The organism is Candidatus Borkfalkia ceftriaxoniphila (genome assembly GCF_004134775.1).
In the GTDB taxonomy this organism is placed as follows: Bacteria; Bacillota; Clostridia; order Christensenellales; family Borkfalkiaceae; genus Borkfalkia; species Borkfalkia ceftriaxoniphila.
The window spans coordinates 1,421,404-1,443,033 of sequence record NZ_SDOZ01000002.1; the positions used below are offsets into that span (position 1 = coordinate 1,421,404).

The 21,630-nt window shown below is 49.2% G+C and carries 15 protein-coding genes and 1 tRNA gene; 13 read left to right on the forward strand and 3 right to left on the reverse strand.

Annotation, left to right across the window (positions count from 1 at the left end; genetic code table 11):
- Positions 1–16 precede the first annotated feature (16 nt).
- The 10 genes from ESZ91_RS06615 (at position 17) to ESZ91_RS06660 (ending at position 13,559) form a co-directional block, all read left to right on the forward strand.
- Positions 17–2,605 carry a bacterial Ig-like domain-containing protein gene (locus ESZ91_RS06615; RefSeq protein ID WP_129225376.1) on the forward strand — a complete coding sequence of 863 codons (2,589 nt, stop codon included), beginning with the start codon at positions 17–19 and terminating at the stop codon, positions 2,603–2,605.
- Positions 2,606–2,667: 62 nt separating this feature from the next.
- Positions 2,668–3,513, forward strand: a complete 846-nt coding sequence (locus ESZ91_RS06620; RefSeq protein ID WP_129225379.1) for a carbohydrate ABC transporter permease — start codon at positions 2,668–2,670, stop codon at positions 3,511–3,513.
- 12 nt (positions 3,514–3,525) lie between these two features.
- Positions 3,526–4,908, forward strand: a complete 1,383-nt coding sequence (locus ESZ91_RS06625) for a hypothetical protein (protein WP_129225381.1) — start codon at positions 3,526–3,528, stop codon at positions 4,906–4,908.
- Between the two features lie 11 nt (positions 4,909–4,919).
- A complete protein-coding gene (locus ESZ91_RS06630) occupies positions 4,920–6,152 on the forward strand; it encodes a hypothetical protein (protein ID WP_129225383.1) in 1,233 nt (410 codons plus the stop codon).
- 74 nt (positions 6,153–6,226) lie between these two features.
- Positions 6,227–8,104 (forward strand): DUF4838 domain-containing protein, encoded by a 1,878-nt coding sequence (locus tag ESZ91_RS06635; RefSeq protein WP_161971089.1) that lies wholly within the window; start codon positions 6,227–6,229, stop codon positions 8,102–8,104.
- 83 nt (positions 8,105–8,187) lie between these two features.
- Positions 8,188–9,390, forward strand: a complete 1,203-nt coding sequence (locus ESZ91_RS06640) for an ROK family transcriptional regulator (protein WP_129225387.1) — start codon at positions 8,188–8,190, stop codon at positions 9,388–9,390.
- A 25-nt stretch (positions 9,391–9,415) separates the two neighbouring features.
- Positions 9,416–10,729, forward strand: coding sequence for a DUF3863 domain-containing protein (locus ESZ91_RS06645; protein ID WP_129225389.1), 1,314 nt, complete (start codon positions 9,416–9,418; stop codon positions 10,727–10,729).
- Between the two features lie 105 nt (positions 10,730–10,834).
- Positions 10,835–11,761, forward strand: coding sequence for a type I phosphomannose isomerase catalytic subunit (locus ESZ91_RS06650; RefSeq protein WP_129225391.1), 927 nt, complete (start codon positions 10,835–10,837; stop codon positions 11,759–11,761).
- Positions 11,758–12,726, forward strand: a complete 969-nt coding sequence (locus ESZ91_RS06655) for an ROK family protein (RefSeq protein WP_129225393.1) — start codon at positions 11,758–11,760, stop codon at positions 12,724–12,726. Before ESZ91_RS06650 ends, ESZ91_RS06655 begins: the two co-directional genes overlap by 4 nt.
- Before the next feature lie 50 nt (positions 12,727–12,776).
- The gene (locus ESZ91_RS06660) at positions 12,777–13,559 is read left to right on the forward strand and encodes a hypothetical protein (protein ID WP_129225395.1); all 783 of its coding nucleotides are present in this window, start codon (positions 12,777–12,779) and stop codon (positions 13,557–13,559) included.
- A 302-nt stretch (positions 13,560–13,861) separates the two neighbouring features.
- Here the strand turns inward: ESZ91_RS06660 and ESZ91_RS06665 are convergent, their stop codons facing one another.
- Entirely contained in the window at positions 13,862–15,256 is a 1,395-nt protein-coding gene (locus ESZ91_RS06665) for an MATE family efflux transporter (RefSeq protein WP_129225397.1), read from the reverse strand.
- Positions 15,257–15,456: 200 nt separating this feature from the next.
- Here ESZ91_RS06665 and ESZ91_RS06670 point away from each other — a divergent pair, with 200 nt between their 5' ends.
- The 3 genes from ESZ91_RS06670 to ESZ91_RS06680 all read left to right on the forward strand — a co-directional run bounded on the left by ESZ91_RS06670 (position 15,457) and on the right by ESZ91_RS06680 (position 19,694).
- The gene (locus tag ESZ91_RS06670) at positions 15,457–16,107 is read left to right on the forward strand and encodes a TetR/AcrR family transcriptional regulator (RefSeq protein WP_161971090.1); all 651 of its coding nucleotides are present in this window, start codon (positions 15,457–15,459) and stop codon (positions 16,105–16,107) included.
- Positions 16,108–16,200: 93 nt separating this feature from the next.
- On the forward strand, positions 16,201–17,979 hold the full coding sequence (locus tag ESZ91_RS06675; RefSeq protein ID WP_129225401.1) for an ABC transporter ATP-binding protein: 1,779 nt from the start codon (positions 16,201–16,203) through the stop codon (positions 17,977–17,979).
- Entirely contained in the window at positions 17,976–19,694 is a 1,719-nt protein-coding gene (locus tag ESZ91_RS06680) for an ABC transporter ATP-binding protein (RefSeq protein WP_129225404.1), read from the forward strand. Before ESZ91_RS06675 ends, ESZ91_RS06680 begins: the two co-directional genes overlap by 4 nt.
- A 186-nt stretch (positions 19,695–19,880) precedes the next feature.
- Here the strand turns inward: ESZ91_RS06680 and ESZ91_RS06685 are convergent, their stop codons facing one another.
- Positions 19,881–21,293, reverse strand: a complete 1,413-nt coding sequence (locus ESZ91_RS06685; RefSeq protein WP_129225406.1) for an MATE family efflux transporter — start codon at positions 21,291–21,293, stop codon at positions 19,881–19,883.
- Between the two features lie 232 nt (positions 21,294–21,525).
- Positions 21,526–21,616 (reverse strand) — tRNA-Ser (locus ESZ91_RS06690).
- Positions 21,617–21,630 lie beyond the last annotated feature (14 nt).

Consider the following 21,630-nt stretch of genomic DNA (forward strand, 5'->3'; position numbering starts at 1 on the left):
AATATAAGGAGGAATTATGAAGAAAAAAAAGAAGATGTTATTGGGCGCAACGCTCGCGCTGACCGCGGCGCTTGCGCTCGGAGCGGGAACGTTAGGCGCGTCGGCGTCTGTCAGCGGATTCAATGATTTCATCAAGGAAGATTTCAACAGCGGATCTCTGAACGGCGACGTATGGCAAACGCCCGCGGAGGGTATCGAACTGATAAATGTCGAGCCTTCCTTGACTTATCGGATTTATCATCAAAAATCTGTCTCTACAAAGGAAGAAGTTACCGTGGCGGATACCGACGTGCTCGTTGTCGAGTACGATATGCAGAGCATTGACGTGGAAGGCGGGTTCTGGGGCGTTACGTACGGCGCGCAGAGTACGGATCTGACTTTGGAAAATGCCATTTGTTTTTACGGCACGAGCCAGATTTTCTTTGGCGGGACCGAATCGACCATCGTATATAATGCCGATCTGACCAGTCAGCGTTGGATCGCTTGGTCGAGGGACGCGGTCACGCGGATCGTGATCTATCCCGACGGCGCGCAAAAAATGTATCAGGACGGTACGCTTATCGCGCAGGTACAGGCAAAAGATGCGGGCGCGGCGCAAAAAGTCAGAAACGGTTACCTCGGTATCTCGTTCAGCGGTGCAACTTCCGAATCGAACGTGACTTCGGTTTTCAACTATTTTAAAATCGGCCATGCGGCGGTAGCCGATACGGTGGAAACCGATGCGATCACCTGGGATATCGTAGATGACTCTGCCGACAAAGCGGGGCTTTCCGATGATTTCGTTTCCAACCAGAGCGATATTCAGGGCTGGGTCACGAGCGCGGCTTATATCGTTTCGGAGGAAAACGGCGGCTCGCTGTTGTCCAAAGAGGAGATCCCCGAAGTCGATCACAGAATAGGGAACGCGCTTTCCGTAAGCGCGGATCTGAATACGACGGGTATGACGGGCGGTTCGGCAAAGTTTGCTTTCGGAATCGATAAAACAGACAAAAATATCGAGGGAAGTAAAACGCTCGCCGCGGGCGTCAACGCCAAAGACGGAAAATTTTATCTGACCGTTTGGGAAGGGAACGCAGTGAAAGCGGAAAAAGAAATCACCCTTGCGAACGGAAAGATCAAAATTACTTATAACGGAAACGGGACTTTGACCGCCGCGTATGCGGGCGTCAGCGTAACGGCCGCCGTTGCGAACGCTCCCTTCGGTCTGTTTGCTTACGGCAGTTCGAACGGCGCGCAGGCTGTGCAGGTGGACAATTTACAGATCCGAGTGGCGGGCAGTTACGTGCAGAATTCCGCAAAATCTGCTGCCGTGAATTTTGACGGACTGACTTCCGTCGAGGCGATCGATGCGAATGCCTGGCACGTCGGATCCGCGTCTTCACCCGATTATACGGACGGCGGATTGCGCGTTTCGGACGGAAAACTCAGTTTCTTCAATGCGGCGGACGGTTCTGTCATTTCTTCCAAAGAAAAATTCCAGAATTTCGTTTTACAGTTCGACGTGCCCTATATCGAAAGGGAAGGGCAGGAGGACGACGACGGCAATATCACCCGCACGGTTTCTACCTGGATCGGGTTGACTTTCGGAATGGAATCTGCGGAAACGCTGTTCAGTGCCGAAAATCAGAAAATGATTTATATGGGGCCCGGTACGATCGATCTGTTAAATGCAAAATTCGACGATGGTTCGACGCGCATCTGGGCGCCGCAGGATTTATGGAATATGGATTTTGCCGGCAAAACCGTGACGGTCCGTCTTGTTGCAAAGGACAACAGTTTATCCCTGGCTTACCGCGTGGAAGGTGAGGACGAATCCGTACTGGATACGCCCAAAGCGGTAATTTCGAACATTGATACTTATGGTCATGTGGGGATCCAATGCACGCAGAACGGAAATTTTGACGTCGATAATTTGATTCTCATCAACACAGACGAAACAGAAAATTATACTTTGACGAAAAAGACGCCTGCCGATACGCAAGTTAAAGCGGGAGTCGGCGAAAAGGTTACCGGTAAGATCGATCTGGGAGATATGGTCAATAAAAGCGCCGCGTTTACGCCCGTCGAAAAGGACGGCTTGAAACTGAACGCGGACGGTTCCTATGAATATACCGCTCCTGCGGCAAAACCCGAAGGCAAAGTAGAGTTTTCGTATAGCGTTACGATAGACGACTGGAAACTCGGCGGGTGGTATTCTCCTGCGGGAGAGGCGTCCCGATATACCGTAAACGGCAAGATCGTCGTCGAAATTACGGACGTAAGCAAGATCAGCGTGACTGCGCCGACCAAGACGGAATATACGATCGGGGAGGAACTCGATCTGAGCGGTATGGTCGTCAAGGCCGAAATGAGCGACGGAAGCGTAAAAATTTTGCAGGCTTCGGAATATACAATCGATACTTCCGCCTTTGACGGAAACAAAGACGGCGAATATGAAATAAAGGTGGCCTATCGTTCGCAAAGCGCTGCCTTTACGGTGAAAGTCGTAAAACAGGCGGGCGGCTGCGGCAGCAGCGTAGTATTTGCGGGCGGCGCGGGCATCGCAATCGCGGCAACGGCGCTTGCATCCGCGGGGACGGCAGTTCTGCGCAAAAAAGAAAAATAAGAATTTCGGGCAAGGCGGCGGCGCCGACGAATCGAGGCGCCGCCTTCCAAGGGGAGTAAACAATGAAAAAAGGCAAAGCGGAAAGAATCACTCTGTGGATCGTATTCGTCCTGTTTTTCTTTTATGCGATCAGCCTTGTGCTGCCGCTCATCTGGACTTTTATCAATTCTTTCAAGACGAATCGGGATTTTTTCGATGATATCTGGGGATTGCCTAAAAAGTTTCTGACGGAAAATTACGTGAGCGCCTTTAAACTGAAAGTGGGAAGAACCAATCTTGCGGGCATGTTCCTGAACAGTTTTATTTTGGTTGTCGGTTGTACGGCCGCAAGTATATTCGTTTCCACGCTGTGCGCTTACGTCGTCAGCAAGTTTAAGTTCAGGGGCAGACAGGTGATCTATACCGTAGCGATCGCGACCATGCTGATTCCGACGGTCGGCACGCTGACCGCTACCTATAAACTGATGGTCACGACGGGACTGTACAATACCTATCTGGGCATTATCATTATGTCCAGCGGCGGGTTCGGAATGAATTTTATCCTGATCTACGGATATTTCAAAAGCATTTCATGGGCGTATGCGGAATCTGCCATGATCGACGGCGCGAGCGATTTCCGTGTGTTTTGGCAGATCATGCTCCCGCAGATCAAACCCGCGTTGATAGCGGTCTCAATCATTTCGGCCATTAACTACTGGAACGACTATTTTACTCCCTATATGTATTTGCGCGCGCACCCTACGGTGGCGGTAGGTTTACAATCCATCGTGAATATGATGACTGCGCAATCCGATTGGCCCAAACTGTTTGCTGCGATGATCATATCGATCATCCCCGTGATGGCTTTGTTTATCGTATTTCAGAAAACCATTATGGAAAATACGGTCGCGGGCGGCTTGAAAGGATAAAAGGGAGAAAAAATGAAACGGATATTTCTTATATTGATTGCTGCGCTTTGCATCGCATGTTTTGCGTTGCCCGTTTTCGGCTGTGCTCCTTCCGAAAACGATGACGGCGATGGAGGTGACACGATGACGGAAGAAGAATATCAGCATTACGGCGCGTATTCGTATTATTATTATCCGCAGTTGGGACGCGACGTGATGCCGGTCGGCGCATGGTGCGCGCCTCCTACTCCGAACTACGGCAATTTCGGCAATCCGAACTATATCACCGACGAAAATTATAAAACCATGGCGCAAAGCGGGATAAACAGCATCTACGCACTGTACGATACACCGGTGAATCATCCCGATTTGATATTGCAGGCGCTCGATTATGCGGACAAATACAATATGGTATATCTTGCGCGCGATCTTCGGATGATGGCGGCTTCGGAAGAGGCGGACCTGTTTGAACTTTTTGAAGATTACACTTCCAAACCTGCGTACGGAGGGAATCTCATCATCGACGAACCGGGCGTAAATTCTTTTGCGGCGCTGGCTTCGCTCAAAGTGAATTGGGACAGAGAATTCGGCGGCGGAAAAAATATGTACGTGAATTTGCTGCCGCTCTATGCGTCTGAAAATCAACTTTTGAACGGCGCGGCCGGAGGTTCCGAGGGCGGAAAGATCACGTATGAAGAATACGTTGCGAGATATCTTCGCGAAGTCAGGCCCGATCTGTTCAGTTTTGATTATTATCCTTTTAACGGAAAAAATAAAAATATAGAACAGGATTTTTACAAACAACTTTCCATCGTGAAGAGACGCGTCGAACAGGCAAATATTCCTTTCTGGATTTTTGCGCAGGCGGGATTTTTCGACGGCGGAGATACCCGTAAAATAGAAGAGTGCGAACTGCAATGGCAGGTGAACGCCGCTTTGAGTTACGGGGCGAAGGGGATCCAGTACTTCAATTATTGGCATGCGCTGGAAATTCCCGGAAACAATTGCGGATTTGTGGATAGAGAGGGTAATAAAACTTACATTTACGATTACGGCGTACGGCTGAACAAACAGATCGCCGCCGTAGACGGAGTTCTGATGAAAAGCGCGAACCGCGGCGTAATGCAGGTAGGGCAGTCTCCCGCGCCGATCCCGGAAGAAGATCTGTTAACGAGTTACGAAAAACTGACTTCGGCAACGGGAGGGGACGCTTTGATCGGGTGTTTCGATTACCGTGACAAAACGGCCTACTACGTAACGGCGAATTCATTGACGGACGACGCAGATGTCACGCTGAATTTCGCAGGGAAAGTAAACGCGACCTTAATACAGGACGCAAAGGAAACGAAACAAAGCGGAAATACGCTCACTCTTTCCATTCCGAAAGGGGAAGGCGTATTGATCGTAATCGAATAAGGAGAAACAGTATGAATAAAATATTTACTTTTTCACTGGCGGCATTATTGGGACTGAGCGCGTGTGCCTTAGCGGCGTTTCCCGCCAAGGCAGATGCGGAGGAAGCGTATACGGGACCGAATTTTACCGAGGATTTCGAGTCGTACAAGGTAAAAACGGATAACGGTTACGATTCTAAGCAGATCGCGGCAAAATGGCAGAACGGATGGCTTGATCCTCCCGGTCCCGATGAGGTGGATTCCGAGGGGGCGGACGATAAATTTTCTATCGAAACCGATCCGACGGATCCCGCAAACAAAGTTTTACATATGGATACGGCGACAAAAAACAGTTCGTTTTTTTACCTGACGATCAAAGACGATCAGGGACAGGGCATCCGTGTAAAGAATTTCGAAGTATCTTTCCGCTTTTTATGTGCGGAAGGCGGCGAAGCGTATTGGTTCGGCATTGCGTCGCGCAAAGCGGCGGACACACGCTACAACGGCACGAACTGTGTGATGATGAACGCGCGCGTGTGGGATCAGGCGACGTTCCGTCCCGACGCTTACAGACAACTGGGAATGTCGGGTTTGCAGTTGAAATTGAAAAATCAGGACAGATCTGCCGATTTTACTCCCATGGATATCGCGGATATCTACGCGGATTGGCATACTTATAAACTCGTCGTGCAGGACAACGAGTTCGATATGTTCATCGACGGATCGCATTTCGGCGGCGCGACGATTACGCAGACTTCTGCGAATAAACACGGTTATCTCAGTCTTGTGTCTACCGTCGCCAATGTCTATATCGATGATTTTCAGATGGTCAACAAGGACACTGCGGCGCCTCCCGACGAGGAGGAGCCCGATCCCGAACCGACGCCCGACGTGAGTCCCGTTTTAACCGGTGAAAAAGAGTTTACCGTGACTGCCGGTGAAAAGAAAGCCTTGACGGTCGGACTGGATACGAAAGATCAGGTGATCGTAAAGGTCGACGCGAACAAACGCGGCGTCATGAGCAAATATTATTCTTATGCGGATAAACGGTTTACGCTCAGTGCGGACTATATGAGCGGTCTGGACGCGGGCGAATATGAATTTCTTGTCGGCACCGACGGGGGCGAAGTGACTTTTAAAGTCACGGTCACCGAAGCGGCGGGGGGAGGCGGATGCGGTTCCTCTGTCTTAGGAGGAGGAACGGCGCTCGTCGGGCTGGGATTGACGGCGGTCGGCGTTCTGTCGGTTCATAAAAAAAAGTCGTAAAGTTAAAATAAACGGCGGGATTTCGTATACAATCCCGCCCGTTTTTAAATCGGCTGAACATGCGGAGGCTATTCATGGAAAGAGTTATCAGATTCGCGTATAAAGAACTTGCGCGGTATTTTAAAATCATGACGGGGGACGAGGCGGATATTCGACTGTCGGTCGATATGTCGTTGCTGGAAAAGGATATGGACGCATATCTCGACGATAAATATGAGATCAGCGTTCGAGGCGGGAGGGGCGTGATACGCGGCGTAAACGCGCGCAGCGTTCTGATCGGCGTCTATCGTTTTTTCCGCGAATGCGGCTGCGTATTCGTAAGACCGGGCGTAAACGGAGATCGTATTCCCCGATTGTCTGTCAAAGATTGTACGGTCGAACTTGTCTGCCGTCCCTCTTACCGCTTTCGCACGATTACCATCGAAGGCGCAAATTCTTTGGGCGACGTGCTGAGTTTGATAGATTGGTCAATAAAAAACGGCTTCAACGCATATTTTACGCAATTTCGCGACAGCAATACCTTTTTTGAACGCTGGTACAATCGGGAGCGCAACGATTTAACAAACGGCGTGGGATTGCAGGACGAAGAGGCGCGCGCGTTCGTCCGTTTAATTTCAGACGAATTGAAAAAACGCGGGATGCTGTTTCATGCCGTAGGCCACGGCTGGACGTGCGAAAGTATCGGCTACAAAGCCCGCGGGTGGTATAAAGTCAAACCCGGTTCCGTTCCCGACTATGACCGTGAATACCTTGCGGAAATCGACGGCGCGCGTGATTTCTATATGGATACGCCTCTTTATTCGCAACTCTGTTATTCCAACGAGAAAGTGCAGGAAAAGATGATCGACAGTGTGGTCGAATATTTACTCGATCATCCCGAAGTGGACTATCTGCATTTCTGGTTGGGAGACAATTATAATAATTTTTGCGAATGCGAGAAGTGTGCGCAACTATCCGTCAGCGATTGGTACGTCGTTCTGCTCAATAAACTCGACGAACGGCTGACGCAAAAACATATTTCCGCAAAAATCGTATTTTTGATTTATTTCGAACTGTTATGGCCGCCCGTTCAAAAACAATTGAAACACCCCGAAAGATTCGTGATGATGTTCGCGCCCATCACCCGCACCTATTCCAAAAGTTTTCTGGGCGAAAAGCGCGTCGAGGGGGTAAAACGCGCATTGCCGAAGTTCCGTCTCAACCGCCTGCGCTTTCCTTCCGATCTGAGGGAAAATCTTGAATTTCTTTATGCCAATCAGGACAGGTTTTCCGGCGATGCTTTCGATTTCGACTATCACTTGATGTGGGAACCTTTCAAAGACCTGGCGGGCGTAAAATTGGCGGAAGTCATTCACGATGATGTCCGTGCGCTCAAAGATCTCGGTTTAAACGGCATGGTTTCCTGCCAGATCCAGAAAGCGTTCATGCCGCACGGACTCGGGATCTATGCGATGGGGCGGACGTTGGAAAATTCAGACGTCGATTTCGCTCGACTTCGGAAAGAATATTTATCGGCTGCGTTCGGTGACCATGTTTCGTCGGTCGTCAATATCCTGCAAATATTTTACGACTGCCATTGTCCCGAATATCTTCGCAACGAGCATAGCGAAATCGACGCGCGGCAGGCCGAAGCGTTCGATAACGGCGCGGACAGATTGCGGGAGGGGGCTAAACAACTCAGATTTTTACGCAAAGAAGAGAGCGATAAGACGGTAGATCTCAGTTTAAAACTGCTCGCTTATTATTGTGAATTATGCGCGCATTATTTTTTGGCTCTCGGCGCCAAAGCACGTGGGGAAGCCCGGGAAAAAGTACGGGAAAAATTTTCCGAAATGCATAAATTTTTATTTGAGAACGAATCCGAATACGGGAATTACTTAGACTCGTTTTACTTCGATTTAATGTCAGAACAGATTTTAAACAGCGATTGGAACAACGTATTAACCGCATAAACATGCCGGTTTTGTCAAAAAGTTCCATTTTGTATTGACTTTCGCGCGATTTAATTGTAAACTTATGAAAAGGAGAAAGTATAATGCAAAACAAAAAGAAATGGGTAAAGAATCAACAGCCGATCCGTTACAATAACCAAAAACAAGTGATTGATTTGATGCGTAGCGGTTCGCAGTCTTGCAGCGATATCGCGAAGGCGACCGGGCTGAGCAATACGGCGGCTGAAAATATTGTTGACGAAATGGTGGAAATGGGCGTTTTGGTCAAAGGTCCGATCACCGATTACGGTAAACTCGGAAGGCGTCCCATCAAATATAAGCTCAACGGCGAACTCGGCGTCGTTGTTTCTGTCGATCTGACCGATCGCGATCTCCTTATCTGTATCTCCAACATGAACCGTCAGATTCTTTTCCGTTCGGAAGTGAAGAATATCATTATGATCACCGAACAAATCTTAAATGATATTGTAGAGATCATCAAAGAAGGTCTGCAAAAGCCCGGTATTTCCGATAAACCTTTGCTGTGCATTTGTTTTGCGATCCCGGGATATTTCAATAAAGACACGGGTGAATTTTTACTGGCGAACCGAATCGAAAATTGCAGGGAGGTCAATATCAAATCGTTGTTTTCGGAAATATTCGGCTGCGATATTTTATTGCAGAAAGATATCATTTCCGGTGTGATCGGCGAAATGCAATTCGGCGTACTGAGTACTTTGCAGGCGAAAAATGCGTTGTTCATGCATTTTGATATCAATATTGCTTCCGCGTTTATTTTCGACGGTAAAATGTATGAGGGCGACCATGGGTTTGCGGGCGAAACGGGTTTTTTCATGCCCAATATGTCCGATCCCGCCAAAGGGCTTGGTATTTACGTATCGCTGACTGCGATTTTTATCAATATCATCGAAAAGATCAAAAAAGAAAAACTTTCTCATCCTTTGGCAGGGAAAGAAGTTCTGGAATTCGACGAGGTAAAACTATTGTTTTTGAGCGGCGACGAAACTGTTTGTTCGGTCGTTAAACTTACTGCGAAAAAATTGGCGCTGCATTTTCTGAACATAAATTATCTTTTGGATATAACCCATGTCGTTCTGGACGGCAGGATCGTCGAACTCGGCGAAAAATTTTTGGAATACGTCAATACATATTTAAAAAAATATAATCAAGGAATGTCAGAGGTCAAAGTTCAGTATTCCGATCTCATGAATCGCGCGATAACGCTGGGCAGCATCAGCAGCGCCGTGGATTCCCAGATAGATAAAATTCTGCGCGCAAGGAACTGAATTTCGCCCTGCGGTAAATTATTTCATGAAAGGACGTTATTTTTGTTTTACCATTGTTATACGCGTCAATCAGATCGAAGTTGCGCCCGGCGTAAATCTCGGCGTGGACGAAAGGCGCGAAAATACTTTGGAAAATCTGATAAAGTACAGAGAAAGCATTTTCAGAGCCGATCCGTCGGCGCGCGTCACCTTTGCTTTGAGCGATGCCGCGCTGCGCGATGAAAGCGAGAATTTCAGAAATATCCGTGCGCAACTGCGCGAATATTACGAGAAATTCGGGGATGACGTAACTTATATGCTCGGCGCCTTTTTTTCGGCGGCTTATGAGAAAAGAGCACAGATCTGCGCGAACGTACACAGCGCGTTGTGTTTATTGAAAGATTTTATGGGCCCCGAATACCGTCCGCAGGCAATCGTAGGAGGCTTTGTTGCATCGGACGTCATACGGTACATAGCGGAAGTCGAGCATATTCATGTCGTGCAGGGGAATATTTTCAGTCAATATGCTGTCGACAATCAGGACGGAGACGGCTCGATCTGTTATCCGTATTATCCTTCGAAAGAACATTTTTGCAAGCCTGCGCAGGGAGACGAAGATTTTATAGACTGCGTCAATTTGGACGGTTGGACTGTGGATTTTATCAACGCTACTTACTGCGGCGTAACGAAAGAGGGGTACAACAGCCGTATGGGCTGCGGACCGATCGAAACATTGCGTCCTTTCTGCGTGGAAAAAGGCATTGAGATCATGTTGGTCTCTGCCGATCAGATGCTGGGTGAAAATTTCGGACGTAATAACGGGTTCGGGTATGCTACGGCGATATGGGAACTTTGCCTGATCCAAAGGGACGGTCATCATCAGATGAATATCGATGAAACGACTGTGACGGCTTTTTTATCGGCATTGAAGAAAAAATATCCCGATTTGAAAATCGTTCCTTTCGGCGAAGTGGGCGAGTCTTTCCGAAAAGAACATCCCGATAACCGGCAACTGCATTATGAATTCGTGCATCAAGGTATTGGGTTCGGGGGCAGTTTGGAAAATGTCCGCCTGTATTGGTACATGAATAAATATTTCCGCCTTTGCATTCGGGAGGATATTCAACGGGGCACGAAAAAAGTCATAGACTTTACGGATTATACCAAACAGGCGGCCGAACCCGAAGATTCGGATTATCGCATTGGAAAAATTCAGAGAAATTGGAGCCTGTTAGGGGATATCAATCAAAAAGGTCTGCGGGAGCAGGATAAACCGATCGATTTCGTGCGATTAAGCGAGGCTCAAAAAGAATTGATCGGGCGGGCGGAAAAAGAGTTCGGTTTTACCGTAACCTTTTAATACCTGTACGGGGAAAGCGAAAAACTTTCCCCGTTTTTGTTTTTCGTTGACAGAGAAGATTTATTATATTATAATGAATAAAGCAATAATCGCAGGAAGGAAGATATGGGCGCGTATAAAACCGAACCCGTTTTAAAGGACTATCTTTGGGGCGGGCACAAACTCGAAAAAATGTTCGGCCGCGATAACGGCGGTAAAAAAGTCAGCGAAAGTTGGGAGATCTCCGTGCATAAGGACGGCGAAAGCACCTGCGGCGGCGAAAAACTTTCAAGTATCATCGCCCGCACCGAAAATTTTATCGACAAACGGAATTCTCCTCTTCCCGTTCTCATCAAATATATAGACGCGGCGCAGAATCTTTCCGTACAGGTACACCCGGACGACGCGTATGCGCGCGAACGCGAGGGCGACAACGGCAAGACGGAAATGTGGTATATCCTTTCCGCCGAAGAGGGCGCGGGCATTTACTGCGGCTTTTCGAGAAATATTACCCGCGAAGAATTTCGAATGAAAGTGCGCGAAGGTACGGTAGAGGCCTGCCTCAACTTTATTCCCGTGCGGGCGGGCGATTGCTATCTCATCGAGGCGGGCACCGTGCACGCAATCGGCGCGGGGTGCGTTATCTGCGAGATCCAGCAAAACAGCAACGTCACCTATCGGGTGTACGATTATAACCGCCGCGGCGCGGACGGAAACTTACGCGAACTGCACGTGGAAAAGGCGCTCGACGTCATCGATTTCCGCCCCTTTGCCGACCGCACGGGCTCGACGGCGTTTGGGAACGTTGCGGGCGGCAGAATGCGGCTGTTGACGAGGTGTCCTTATTTTACCTGCCGCGAACTGATTCTGGACGGAACGTTTTCCGCGAAAGACGAAAATTCTTTTACCGCGGTCAATGTACTGGAAGGGCGGGGCACGATCTCGGGTACGGCATTTCGGGCGGGCGACAGTTTTATCGTGCCCTGCGGCGATACGCTTTCTTTGCAGGGAAAAGCAAAAATGATATTGACAAATCAAGCGGAGGAAATATGAAATATTATGCGGGCTTGGATCTTGGCGGCACGTTCGTCAAGGGCGGAATCGTAGACGAAACGGGCGCGATCGTTCGCGCGGATAAGATCCCGACGGGCAAGGACCGCCCGTACGGCGAAATCGCCGCCGACATGGCGGGGCTCGTGCGAAAGATCGCGGCGGACGCGAACGTATCCATGTCCGACGTCGCGGCGGTCGGCATCGGTTCGCCGGGGACAATAGACAGCAAAAACGGCGTCATCTATTACAGCAACAACATTGCCTGGAACAACGTTCCGCTGTGCGCGGAGATCGAAAAAAATCTCGGGATCCGCGCGTTTGTGACCAACGACGCGAACGCGGCGGCGCTGGGCGAAGCCTGGTGCGGCGCGGGGCGCAAATACGGATCCATCGTATTCATCACGCTCGGCACGGGCGTGGGCGGCGGCGTGATCATCGACGGGAAACTCTTTCAGGGATTCCGTTCTGCGGGCGCGGAACTCGGCCACGTGGTCATCCGCATGGGCGGCGCGCAGTGCACCTGCGGGCGCAAGGGCTGTTTCGAGGCGTACGCCTCCGCCACCGCGCTCATCAGGCAGACGCGCGAGGCAATGGAAAAACATCCCGAAAGCAAACTGTGGGATCTATGCGGGGGAGATCTCGAAAAAGTCGAGGGGAAGACCGCGTTCGACGGGCAGGCGCTCGGCGACGAGACTGCAAAGCGCATTGTTTCCCGCTACGTCAAATATCTGGCGGAAGGGCTCGTCAATATCTGCAATGAATTCCGTCCCGAGGCGATCGTGCTCGGCGGCGGCGTGTGCGGCGCGGGCGACGTGCTCCTGAAACCCTTGAAACGGCGCATCAACCGCTATATCTACGGCGGCACGAAATACGCGCCCGTCAAAGTGGTCATCGCGTCTTTGGGCAACGACGCGGGGCTGGTCGGCGCGGTCAAATACGCGATCGACTGCGTTTCGGCGCGGTAAAAAAGAGCCGTCGGGATCCGACGGCTCTTTTGTCTTTGCAAGGTGGTTTTATGTTTCGGGAATGTCTGAAAAATTACGTGCGCTGCGTAAAATATCTGCTCATCGCCATGGGGATCGTCTATCTGTTCTTTATACTCGCCTGCGTCGCTTTGGCGCAGGGCGCGTTTCGCGTCGTCGCGGAACAGGGGAGCGAGGTGTATCGGCAGATCGCGGCGTATCTTACGGAACGCTTTGCGGGCGGACGCACGCTGAGCGTTTACGTCAACGGCGGCTTTTGGCAGGAAACTTTGTCCGATCTGGTCGCCATGGTGCGCGCGGGCGGCGAAACTTCCGCGGCAGAACTGCTGCTTTTATTGGCGGGTTTTGTCTTTCTCGTTGTGCTCGGCGTCAAACTGGCGGAAGGGGCGGGGCACTTTTTTTATAAGCGCGAATTCGGTGACGAGAATACCCGTTACGGACTTTTGAACTGGATCGTCAAACTGCTCATCGGCGTCGCGTTCACGCTGGCTTTTTCCTTTTTCGCGTTATTTTGGAAATACGGCGGATGGGTGGTCATCGCCGTATATCTGCTCGTCAACGCTTCGCAAACGCTGTATTCGACTTGGTTCGTCTATTTTTCCAAAGAGGACCGAAAAAAATTCGGCAGCCCCAAAAACGTATGCAAAGTCGCGCTCATCATGCTCATCTGTTACGCGTTGTTTGCGGCGCTGTTCTTCGTGTTGTACCGTTTTTTATCTCCCGTGCTCGCGTTCGTGGTCGCGGTGCCGCTGTTCGTCTATACCGATCAGGTCATCCTCATTACGACGCTCACGTATTTTCAGAAAACTATTTGAGAATGTGAAAGCAAATGTAGATATCTTTTCCGAAATCGTTGCGCACATGGCAATGAAATCGGGGATAATCGGCGAGGTAAACATCGAACAATTTCAAAACTTGACGAAAGCGGTCTTCGGTCATGTTTGTTTAATACTGAAACAGTTTTCGTCGCGGTCGTATTGTTCTTCGTCGGAAATCGTAAATTGAACAGTCATTGAAAACAAATCCCCTTTGAAATTATTATCTTCGGAAATTATATCACAATTTTCAAAGGCAGTTATGTCAATTTACCGCGACTATATCGTAATTTTGAGTTGTTTTATCGCTGCAACGGGCAAACTTTTTTCTTGTAAGCGTATTTCAGCATGAAAGCCGAGACGATTGCGGTAACAAATTCTACGATCAGGAACGTCCACCAGACGAGATCCGCGGCGTTTGCAGAGAGCGTAAACAAATACGCGACGGGCAGGACGAGAAGGCATAGGCGGAGGAACGAAATGAGCAGGGGAAAGAGCGCATAGCGGAACGCTTGCAAAACGCCCTGTACGGCAACGCTGAACGCCATAAAGATATAGCCGACGCTTGCGATCCGTACGGCGGCGACGACCGTGGATCGAATGGCGTCGCCGCTCGTCGGCTGACTCGCCATACCGAATAGCCGGGCGAGGGGGACGGCAAGGCACTCGAACAGCACGGTGATCGCGGCGGCAACGATGACCGAATCCAAAACGCCGTATTGTATGCAGGCTTTCACCCGCCGCCCGTTCCGCAAACCGTAGTTGAACGACAGGATCGATATGATCGTATTGGAAACGCCGAAAGCGGCGAACAGCGCAAACTGCATGATTTTATAGTAGATCCCGAAACTGCCTTGCAAAAGATCGGCAGTTTCTTTTATTCTGACCGTACCGAGAATTTTCGTCATGCCGAGCATCATCACGGAGAGCAGTCCCTGCATGAGCGCGGCGGATATGCCTATCTTGTAAATGCCTTTGATGATTTCGCCGTTCGGCTTGATCGCTTTGACGCTGTTTTTCAATTCTTTATTGGCGAGATAGTGAAACAGCATTGCGGTGATCAGCGAAACGATCTGTCCGATGATCGTCGCCCACGCCGCGCCTTCGATGCCCATTTTGCATGGGTAGATAAAAACATAATCGAGCACGATATTCGTCACAGCGCCCGAAATTTGCGAGATCGTGGAAAAATGGGTTTTGCCCGTAGCCTGTAAAAAGCGTTCGTAAACGGTAAAGCCTATCGAGCCGAAAGAGAACAGACAGCATATTTTTAAGTAATTTGTCCCCATTCCGGCGGCTTGCGCGTTTCCGCCCGCCTGCATGGAGATAAACCAATCGCACCCGAACAGACCGAAGATCAAAAACGCGGCGTAGATACATATTCCGAGAAAGATCCCGTTGCCTACCGTCCGTGCCGCGCCTTCGCCGTTTTTTTCGCCCAATTGTTTCGATAACAGTGCGTTAATGCCTACGCCCGTGCCGACGCCGACCGCGATAATCAATAATTGAATGGGAAAGGCATAAGTCAGCGCAAGATTGCCTGCGATCCCGTCTTCGCCCATATTTATGACAAATGCAGTATCGACGATATTATAGACTGACTGCAATATCATAGAAACGATCATGGGCAAACCCATTTTCCATATCAGTTTGTGCATAGACGAAGTTTCCATTTTGTTTTGATTCGTTCGTTCCATATTTTTACCGCCTTATAAAAAAACGTGCGTAAATCCTAAGCCGGATTTACGCACGTTACGTACTACTCACTTGACTGACAGTATAGCATTTTTTACGAAAAAAAGCAAACGATTTTTTGACTTTGTAGTATACAAAACATTTGACAACATAAAATAACGATGTTATAATAACAATGTTATTTAATAAAGGAGTTTTTTGTGTGCGTAGGAAAAACGAAATTGCCGTAGATAAAATATTGGATTGCGCAAAAGAAGAATTTATGGAAAAAGGCTTCGAGGGCGCGTCTATGCGGACGATCGCAGAACGGGCGGGGTATACGACGGGCATGTTATACGCGCGGTTTGCGGATAAAAGCCAACTGTTTAAAGAACTCGTTGACGATGCCGCGGAGAAACTCTTCCGGTATTTTTCCGATTCGGAAAACGCTTTTGCGGATCTGCCGCCCGAACAGCAACTTTCTGAAATGCACACGTACGTCGAGGGGAAAGTAGACGAAATGATAGATATCATATACGATCGTTTCGACGCATTCAAACTTATAGTATGTAAGAGCGCGGGGAGCGGCTACGAATATTATATCGATAAAATGATAGATGTGGAAACGGCGAATACCTTGCGGTTTATTGACGCGCTGAACAGCGCGGGCATTCGGATCAACGATGTCCGCGCAGACCTGAGCCATATGCTGTCAAGCGCTATGTTTAACGGAATATTCGAAGTGGTCGCCCACGATTTGCCGCGGGAAGAAGCGAGAGGGTATATCAAACAGGTACAGGACTTTTTCAATGCGGGTTGGGATAACCTGCTCGGGTTGCCGTCGGATTGGCAGAAGTCGCTCAAACGGCGTTAGATGAGAGATGGAAAGATCTCTTTTTTAACGGGCTTATGTTAGTCATTGCTAACTATATAAAACGGTCAAAAAATGCAAGGAGGCAATACATAAATGAAAAAGAAAAATGGAAACTTGTCGGAACTTATGCGGTTTGCGGGCAGGCATAAGTATCTGACTTATTCGTCGTGGGTGCTTTCGGTCGTAAGCGCGGCGCTTGCGCTCGTGCCGTTCGTCTATATTTTCTTTATCATAAAAGAAGCGATAGAAGTCGCGCCCGATTTTTCGCAGGCGACGAATATCGCGACCAACGGTTGGATGGCGGTCGTTTTTGCGCTCGCGTCTATAGTGGTGTATGTGGGAGCGTTGATGTGTTCGCATCTGTCGGCGTTCCGAATTGCGGGCAATGTGCGTAAAACCACCATGAAACATATTTCCGAACTTCCGCTCGGATTTATCGGCGAAGCGGGCAGCGGGAAAGTGCGTCGTATCGTAAACGATTCGAGCGCTGCGACCGAAACGTATCTTGCGCATCAACTGCCCGATATGGCGGGAGCGATCGCAACGCCGCTCGGAATGATGGTCATGTTATTCCTGTTCGATTGGCGATTCGGTCTGATCTGCCTGTTGCCCGTTATCTTGGGCTTTGCGGCTATGTGGAAAATGGCGGGCCCGAAAATGGCACAGGATATGAAAGACTATAACAACGCCCTGGAGGATATGAACAATCAGGCGGTGGAATATGTGCGCGGCATTCCCGTCGTAAAGACGTTCGGGCAGACGGTGCGCTCGTTCAAAAAGTTTCAAGGCTCGATCGACAATTATTATAAATTTGCGACGGGGTATTGTAAAAAGTGCCGTCGGCCGATGATACTTTTTACGATGTTTATCAACAGCGCGTTTGCCTTTCTGATCGCGCTCGCGCTGATCCTTGCGGGCGGACGGGCGATCGCGCAAAATACGCTTCTGAACTTTTTGTTTTACGTCATATTTACGCCTATATTGACCACGGCGCTCATGAAAGTTTTATACATGAGCGAAAACGGAATGGTAGTATCGGACGCGCTCGCGCGTATTCATTCCATACTCGACATGAAACCTTTGCCCGAAACGAAAGACGGAGAAACGCCCGACGATAACTCGGTAGAGTTCGAAAACGTATCTTTCCGTTACAGGAATACCGAAAAGGATGCGCTTTCGAACGTATCTTTCAAAGTGAACGCAGGTCAAACGGTGGCGTTCGTCGGTCCGAGCGGCGGCGGAAAAACGACCGTCGCGGGGCTGATCTCACGCTTTTGGGACGTGCGCGAGGGAACGGTAAAGATCGGCGGCGTGAACGTGAAGAATATCCGCCATAACGATCTGATGGATAACGTAGCGTATGTGTTTCAGGACAGCAGACTTCTGAAAACGTCGATATTTGATAACGTGCGGTTATCGAAACCGCACGCAAGCGAAATCGAAGTATTGAACGCGCTGCATAAGGCGCAATGCGACGATATCGTCGCAAAATTACCCGAAGGCATCCATACGAAGATCGGAACGAAAGGCGTATATTTGTCGGGCGGCGAACAGCAGAGGATAGCGATCGCCCGCGTTATACTCAAAGACGCGCCGATCGTCGTATTGGACGAGGCGACGGCGTTTGCCGATCCCGAAAACGAGGTGCTTGTGCAAAGAGCGTTTGCGGAACTGTCCAAAGACAAGACGGTCATTATGATCGCGCACAGGCTGACCACGGTCAGAAACGCGGATAAGATATACGTTTTGAAAGACGGCAGGATCGAGGACGCGGGAACGCACGAAGAACTCGTAAAGAGCGGATCGCTGTATGCGAAAATGTGGAAAGACTATCAGACTTCTATCAGTTGGAAAGTGGGAGGTGCAAAATGATAAAGCGTATCATGAAAAAATTCGCGCTCTCGGAGCGCGGCGCGAAAGGTTTTCTTTGGGCGGTGATCGCCTGCACGGCAGAAGGGCTTGCGCTGATGATCCCCGTATCGCTTCTATATTATCTGACGGACGATCTGCTCAAAGGAGCGGTACCGTCATCGCATTATTATCTTTACGGCTTCGGGATCGCCGCGGCTCTTGCACTGATCATCCTGACCAACTTCTGGAAATATAACGCAACTTATTTTTCAACGTACCGCGAATCGGGAATCAAGCGTGTGCGGCTTGCCGAAAAATTACGGAAACTTCCGCTTTCGTTTTTCGGTAAAAAAGATTTGGCGGATTTGACGAATACGATCATGGGCGACGTTCAGGTGACGGAACAGATGATGTCGCATTACGTTCCGCAGTTTTACGGCTCGGTCATCACGGTTTGCATCGTAAGCATCGGAATATTCGTATTCGACTGGCGTATGGCTCTCGCCGCATTGTGGGTGTTCCCCGTATCGCTCGTCATCGTAGGCTTTTCCAAAAAAGCGCAGAACTATTTTACGCGCAAACAAAATCTGGCAAGCGTGGCGGTGCAGGACGGTATTCAGGAAAATCTCGATACGCTGCGCGACTTGAAGAGCAATAATGCCGAAAAGAAATATCTGGAAGGATTGAATCAGAAGATCCGCAACATGGAAAGCCGTCAGATCAAAAGCGAACTCGGAAGCGCGATGTTCGTCGTTCCCGCGCAGATGATACTCAAACTCGGGATCGCGACCGTTGCGCTCGTCGGCGGTATGTTGCTTGTAAACGGTACGCTTTCGCTCATCACTTTCTTTATGTTTTTGCTCGTGGTATCCCGCGTGTACGAGCCGCTGTCGGGAGCGATGCAAAATCTTGCGGCAATGAACAGTTTGCAGGTCAACATAGACAGGATGAACGAAATAGAAAACTACGAAGAGCAGGGCGGCGAAAGAACGTTTTGTCCCAAAGGCTACGATATCGAGTTTAAAAACGTCGGTTTTGCGTATAACACGGGCGAAACGGTGCTGGACGGCGTATCGTTTACCGCAAAGCAGGGCGGAGTCACCGCGCTGATCGGAGAGAGCGGCGGCGGTAAATCGACCGCGGCGAAACTCGCGGCGCGATTCTGGGACGTAGACCGCGGCAAGATAACCGTAGGCGGCGTGGATATAAAAACGGTGGAACCGGAAGAACTGTTGAAAGCCTATTCGATCGTATTCCAGGACGTAACGCTGTTCAATAATTCTGTAATGGAAAATATTCGTATCGGCAGGAACGGCGCGACCGACGAGGAGGTGCTGCGCGTAGCGCGCGAAGCGCAATGCGACGAATTTGTAAACAAACTGCCCGACGGTTACGCTACGGTGATCGGCGAAAACGGCTCCATGCTTTCGGGCGGCGAACGGCAGAGGATATCCATAGCGCGCGCTATGCTGAAAGATGCGCCGATCGTGATAATGGACGAAGCCACCGCGTCGCTCGATGCGGAAAACGAATCGGAAGTACAACGCGCTCTCTCGGCGCTTATCGCGAATAAAACCGTTCTGATCATAGCGCACCGTATGAGAACGGTGGACGGAGCGGAAAAAATCGTCGTACTGCAGGGCGGCAAGGTGGCGGAACAAGGTACGCCGCAAGAATTGAAGAAAAAGAACGGAATTTATGCGAGAATGCTTGCGTTGCAGTCGGAAAGATCGTAAATGCACAAAAATATAACGGGCGGAATCGTCCGCCCGTAGGTTCTCGAAAATATTCGTTATCGCAATTTTCGTCGTGATCGGTCTGCTTTTGCGCGTGGGCGAAAACAGACGGTATGGCTCGCTATACTCGGCTCGTTTGCGGCAGGGTTGGGCGCGATAAGCAATATCATCCTAAATCGAACGAATTTAACGTAACAAATTATTTCTACGATTTTGTTTCCCTTTTTTTATTTCAACGAAATAGAAAAGCGTCATAATTACGGTAACTATCATTGCAATGAAATCGGCAACGGGCGCGGCGATCAAAATACCTTCGATCCCGAAAAAAACGGGCAGCGTGCATATGAGCGGAATAAAGCAGATAATATCCCTTATCAATGACGTTAAAACTGCGAATACGGGTTTTCCGACTGCCTGGAAGAAGATGGACGACATTTTGATAATGCAGGTAAACGTTACGAGAGCGAGAAATATGCGGAATGTTTTTTCGGAAAATTCCCAATAATCGTCGGGGTTCGGTATATTTGTAGGTTTGCCGAACATGCCGACGACCGCATCGGGGACGATCTCGAACAATAATGTCGCGATCACGCCTACGCAGACTGTGCAGAGTAAGATGGAACGATACAGTTTCTTCACTCTGTCAAAGTTTTTCGCCCCGATATTATATCCGATAATGGGTTGGCAGCCGAGAACGATGCCCACGACGATATTGATCACAACGGTAAAAACTTTGCTTTCGATTCCGATAACGGCAATCGGAATATCAACGCCGTATTTCGACGTCGCTCCGTATTTCGCAAGCATCATATTGCAAACTAACGAAATGACAACGATTGTCATTTGCGTAATCAGCGATGATATGCCGAGTTTAAATGCTTCGCCATATATTTTTAAACGGGGAACAAAACTTCTGATTGTCAATTTGAAAGTTTTTGTGCGGAACAGATAAGCGATGCTGATGACAAACGAAACGATCTGGCCGATTGCCGTTGCCCAGGCCGCGCCGGCCATGCCCCATTTACAGGCAAATATGAAAACAGGGTCGAGGATGATATTTATGATCGCGCCCGCAAGCATCGAGAACATCGACCACGATGGACTGCCGTCGGCGCGGACAACTGCGTTGATCATATTCGACAGCATATAAACGGGGAAAAAACCGAGAATAATATTAAAATATTCGATCGCATAGCCTATTGTATTTTCCGACGCACCGAACAAAGACAGAACCTGCGTTTTCAAAGGATAAAATACGGCCGGTAAAAAGACGCTCAGAATGCATGTAAGCGTCATACCGGTGCCGACGCATATGTGGATTTTATCCGTATCTCCTTTGCCTTGATGTATATTGATATATGCGGCTGAACCGTCGCCAAAATACCAGGCGACTCCTTGCGCTATAATAAAGATAGGGAATACAACGCCGGTTGCCGCGTTACCGAGCGTAGAAAGTTCGCTGTTACCGATAAAAATCTGGTCAACGATATTATAAAGTGCGCTGATCAGCAGTGACAGAACGCACGGAATACAGAATTTCAGCATTAACTTTGAGATTTTTTCTTTGCCCAGAAATTCCGTGCTTTGAGAGTAAGACATACATAGAACCTCCAACCGAATTTCCGTCTTTGTCAGAGAAAAGAGCGTCTGAAATCTGCGAAGAACAAAAAAATAAGCGTAGAATTTCCTGCTGAAATTCTACGCTTGCATTTGCTGTCCAACATCGAAAGTTTATCAAAAATTTCTATTTTTGTCAAGTATAAGCAGCCATTTTATTAAGGCGCATCCCAATGAAAAGAACCTAAGCCGAATATTCGACTTAGGTTCTTTTTGGCGCAGAAGGCGGGATTTGAACCCGCGCTACGGTTTCCCGTACTACTCCCTTAGCAGGGGAGCCCCTTGAGCCGCTTGGGTACTTCTGCATTGCGCTAAAATA

Coding starts and splice junctions, on each gene's coding strand:
- ESZ91_RS06635 (WP_161971089.1), top strand. CDS start 6,227: ATGGAAAGAGTTATCAGATTCGCGTATAAAGAACTTGCGCGGTATTTT.
- ESZ91_RS06630 (WP_129225383.1), top strand. CDS start 4,920: ATGAATAAAATATTTACTTTTTCACTGGCGGCATTATTGGGACTGAGC.
- ESZ91_RS06625 (WP_129225381.1), top strand. CDS start 3,526: ATGAAACGGATATTTCTTATATTGATTGCTGCGCTTTGCATCGCATGT.
- ESZ91_RS06615 (WP_129225376.1), top strand. CDS start 17: ATGAAGAAAAAAAAGAAGATGTTATTGGGCGCAACGCTCGCGCTGACC.
- ESZ91_RS06685 (WP_129225406.1), bottom strand. CDS start 21,293: ATGTCTTACTCTCAAAGCACGGAATTTCTGGGCAAAGAAAAAATCTCA.
- ESZ91_RS06655 (WP_129225393.1), top strand. CDS start 11,758: ATGAAATATTATGCGGGCTTGGATCTTGGCGGCACGTTCGTCAAGGGC.
- ESZ91_RS06620 (WP_129225379.1), top strand. CDS start 2,668: ATGAAAAAAGGCAAAGCGGAAAGAATCACTCTGTGGATCGTATTCGTC.
- ESZ91_RS06640 (WP_129225387.1), top strand. CDS start 8,188: ATGCAAAACAAAAAGAAATGGGTAAAGAATCAACAGCCGATCCGTTAC.
- ESZ91_RS06660 (WP_129225395.1), top strand. CDS start 12,777: ATGTTTCGGGAATGTCTGAAAAATTACGTGCGCTGCGTAAAATATCTG.
- ESZ91_RS06675 (WP_129225401.1), top strand. CDS start 16,201: ATGAAAAAGAAAAATGGAAACTTGTCGGAACTTATGCGGTTTGCGGGC.
- ESZ91_RS06665 (WP_129225397.1), bottom strand. CDS start 15,256: ATGGAACGAACGAATCAAAACAAAATGGAAACTTCGTCTATGCACAAA.
- ESZ91_RS06650 (WP_129225391.1), top strand. CDS start 10,835: ATGGGCGCGTATAAAACCGAACCCGTTTTAAAGGACTATCTTTGGGGC.
- ESZ91_RS06645 (WP_129225389.1), top strand. CDS start 9,416: ATGAAAGGACGTTATTTTTGTTTTACCATTGTTATACGCGTCAATCAG.
- ESZ91_RS06680 (WP_129225404.1), top strand. CDS start 17,976: ATGATAAAGCGTATCATGAAAAAATTCGCGCTCTCGGAGCGCGGCGCG.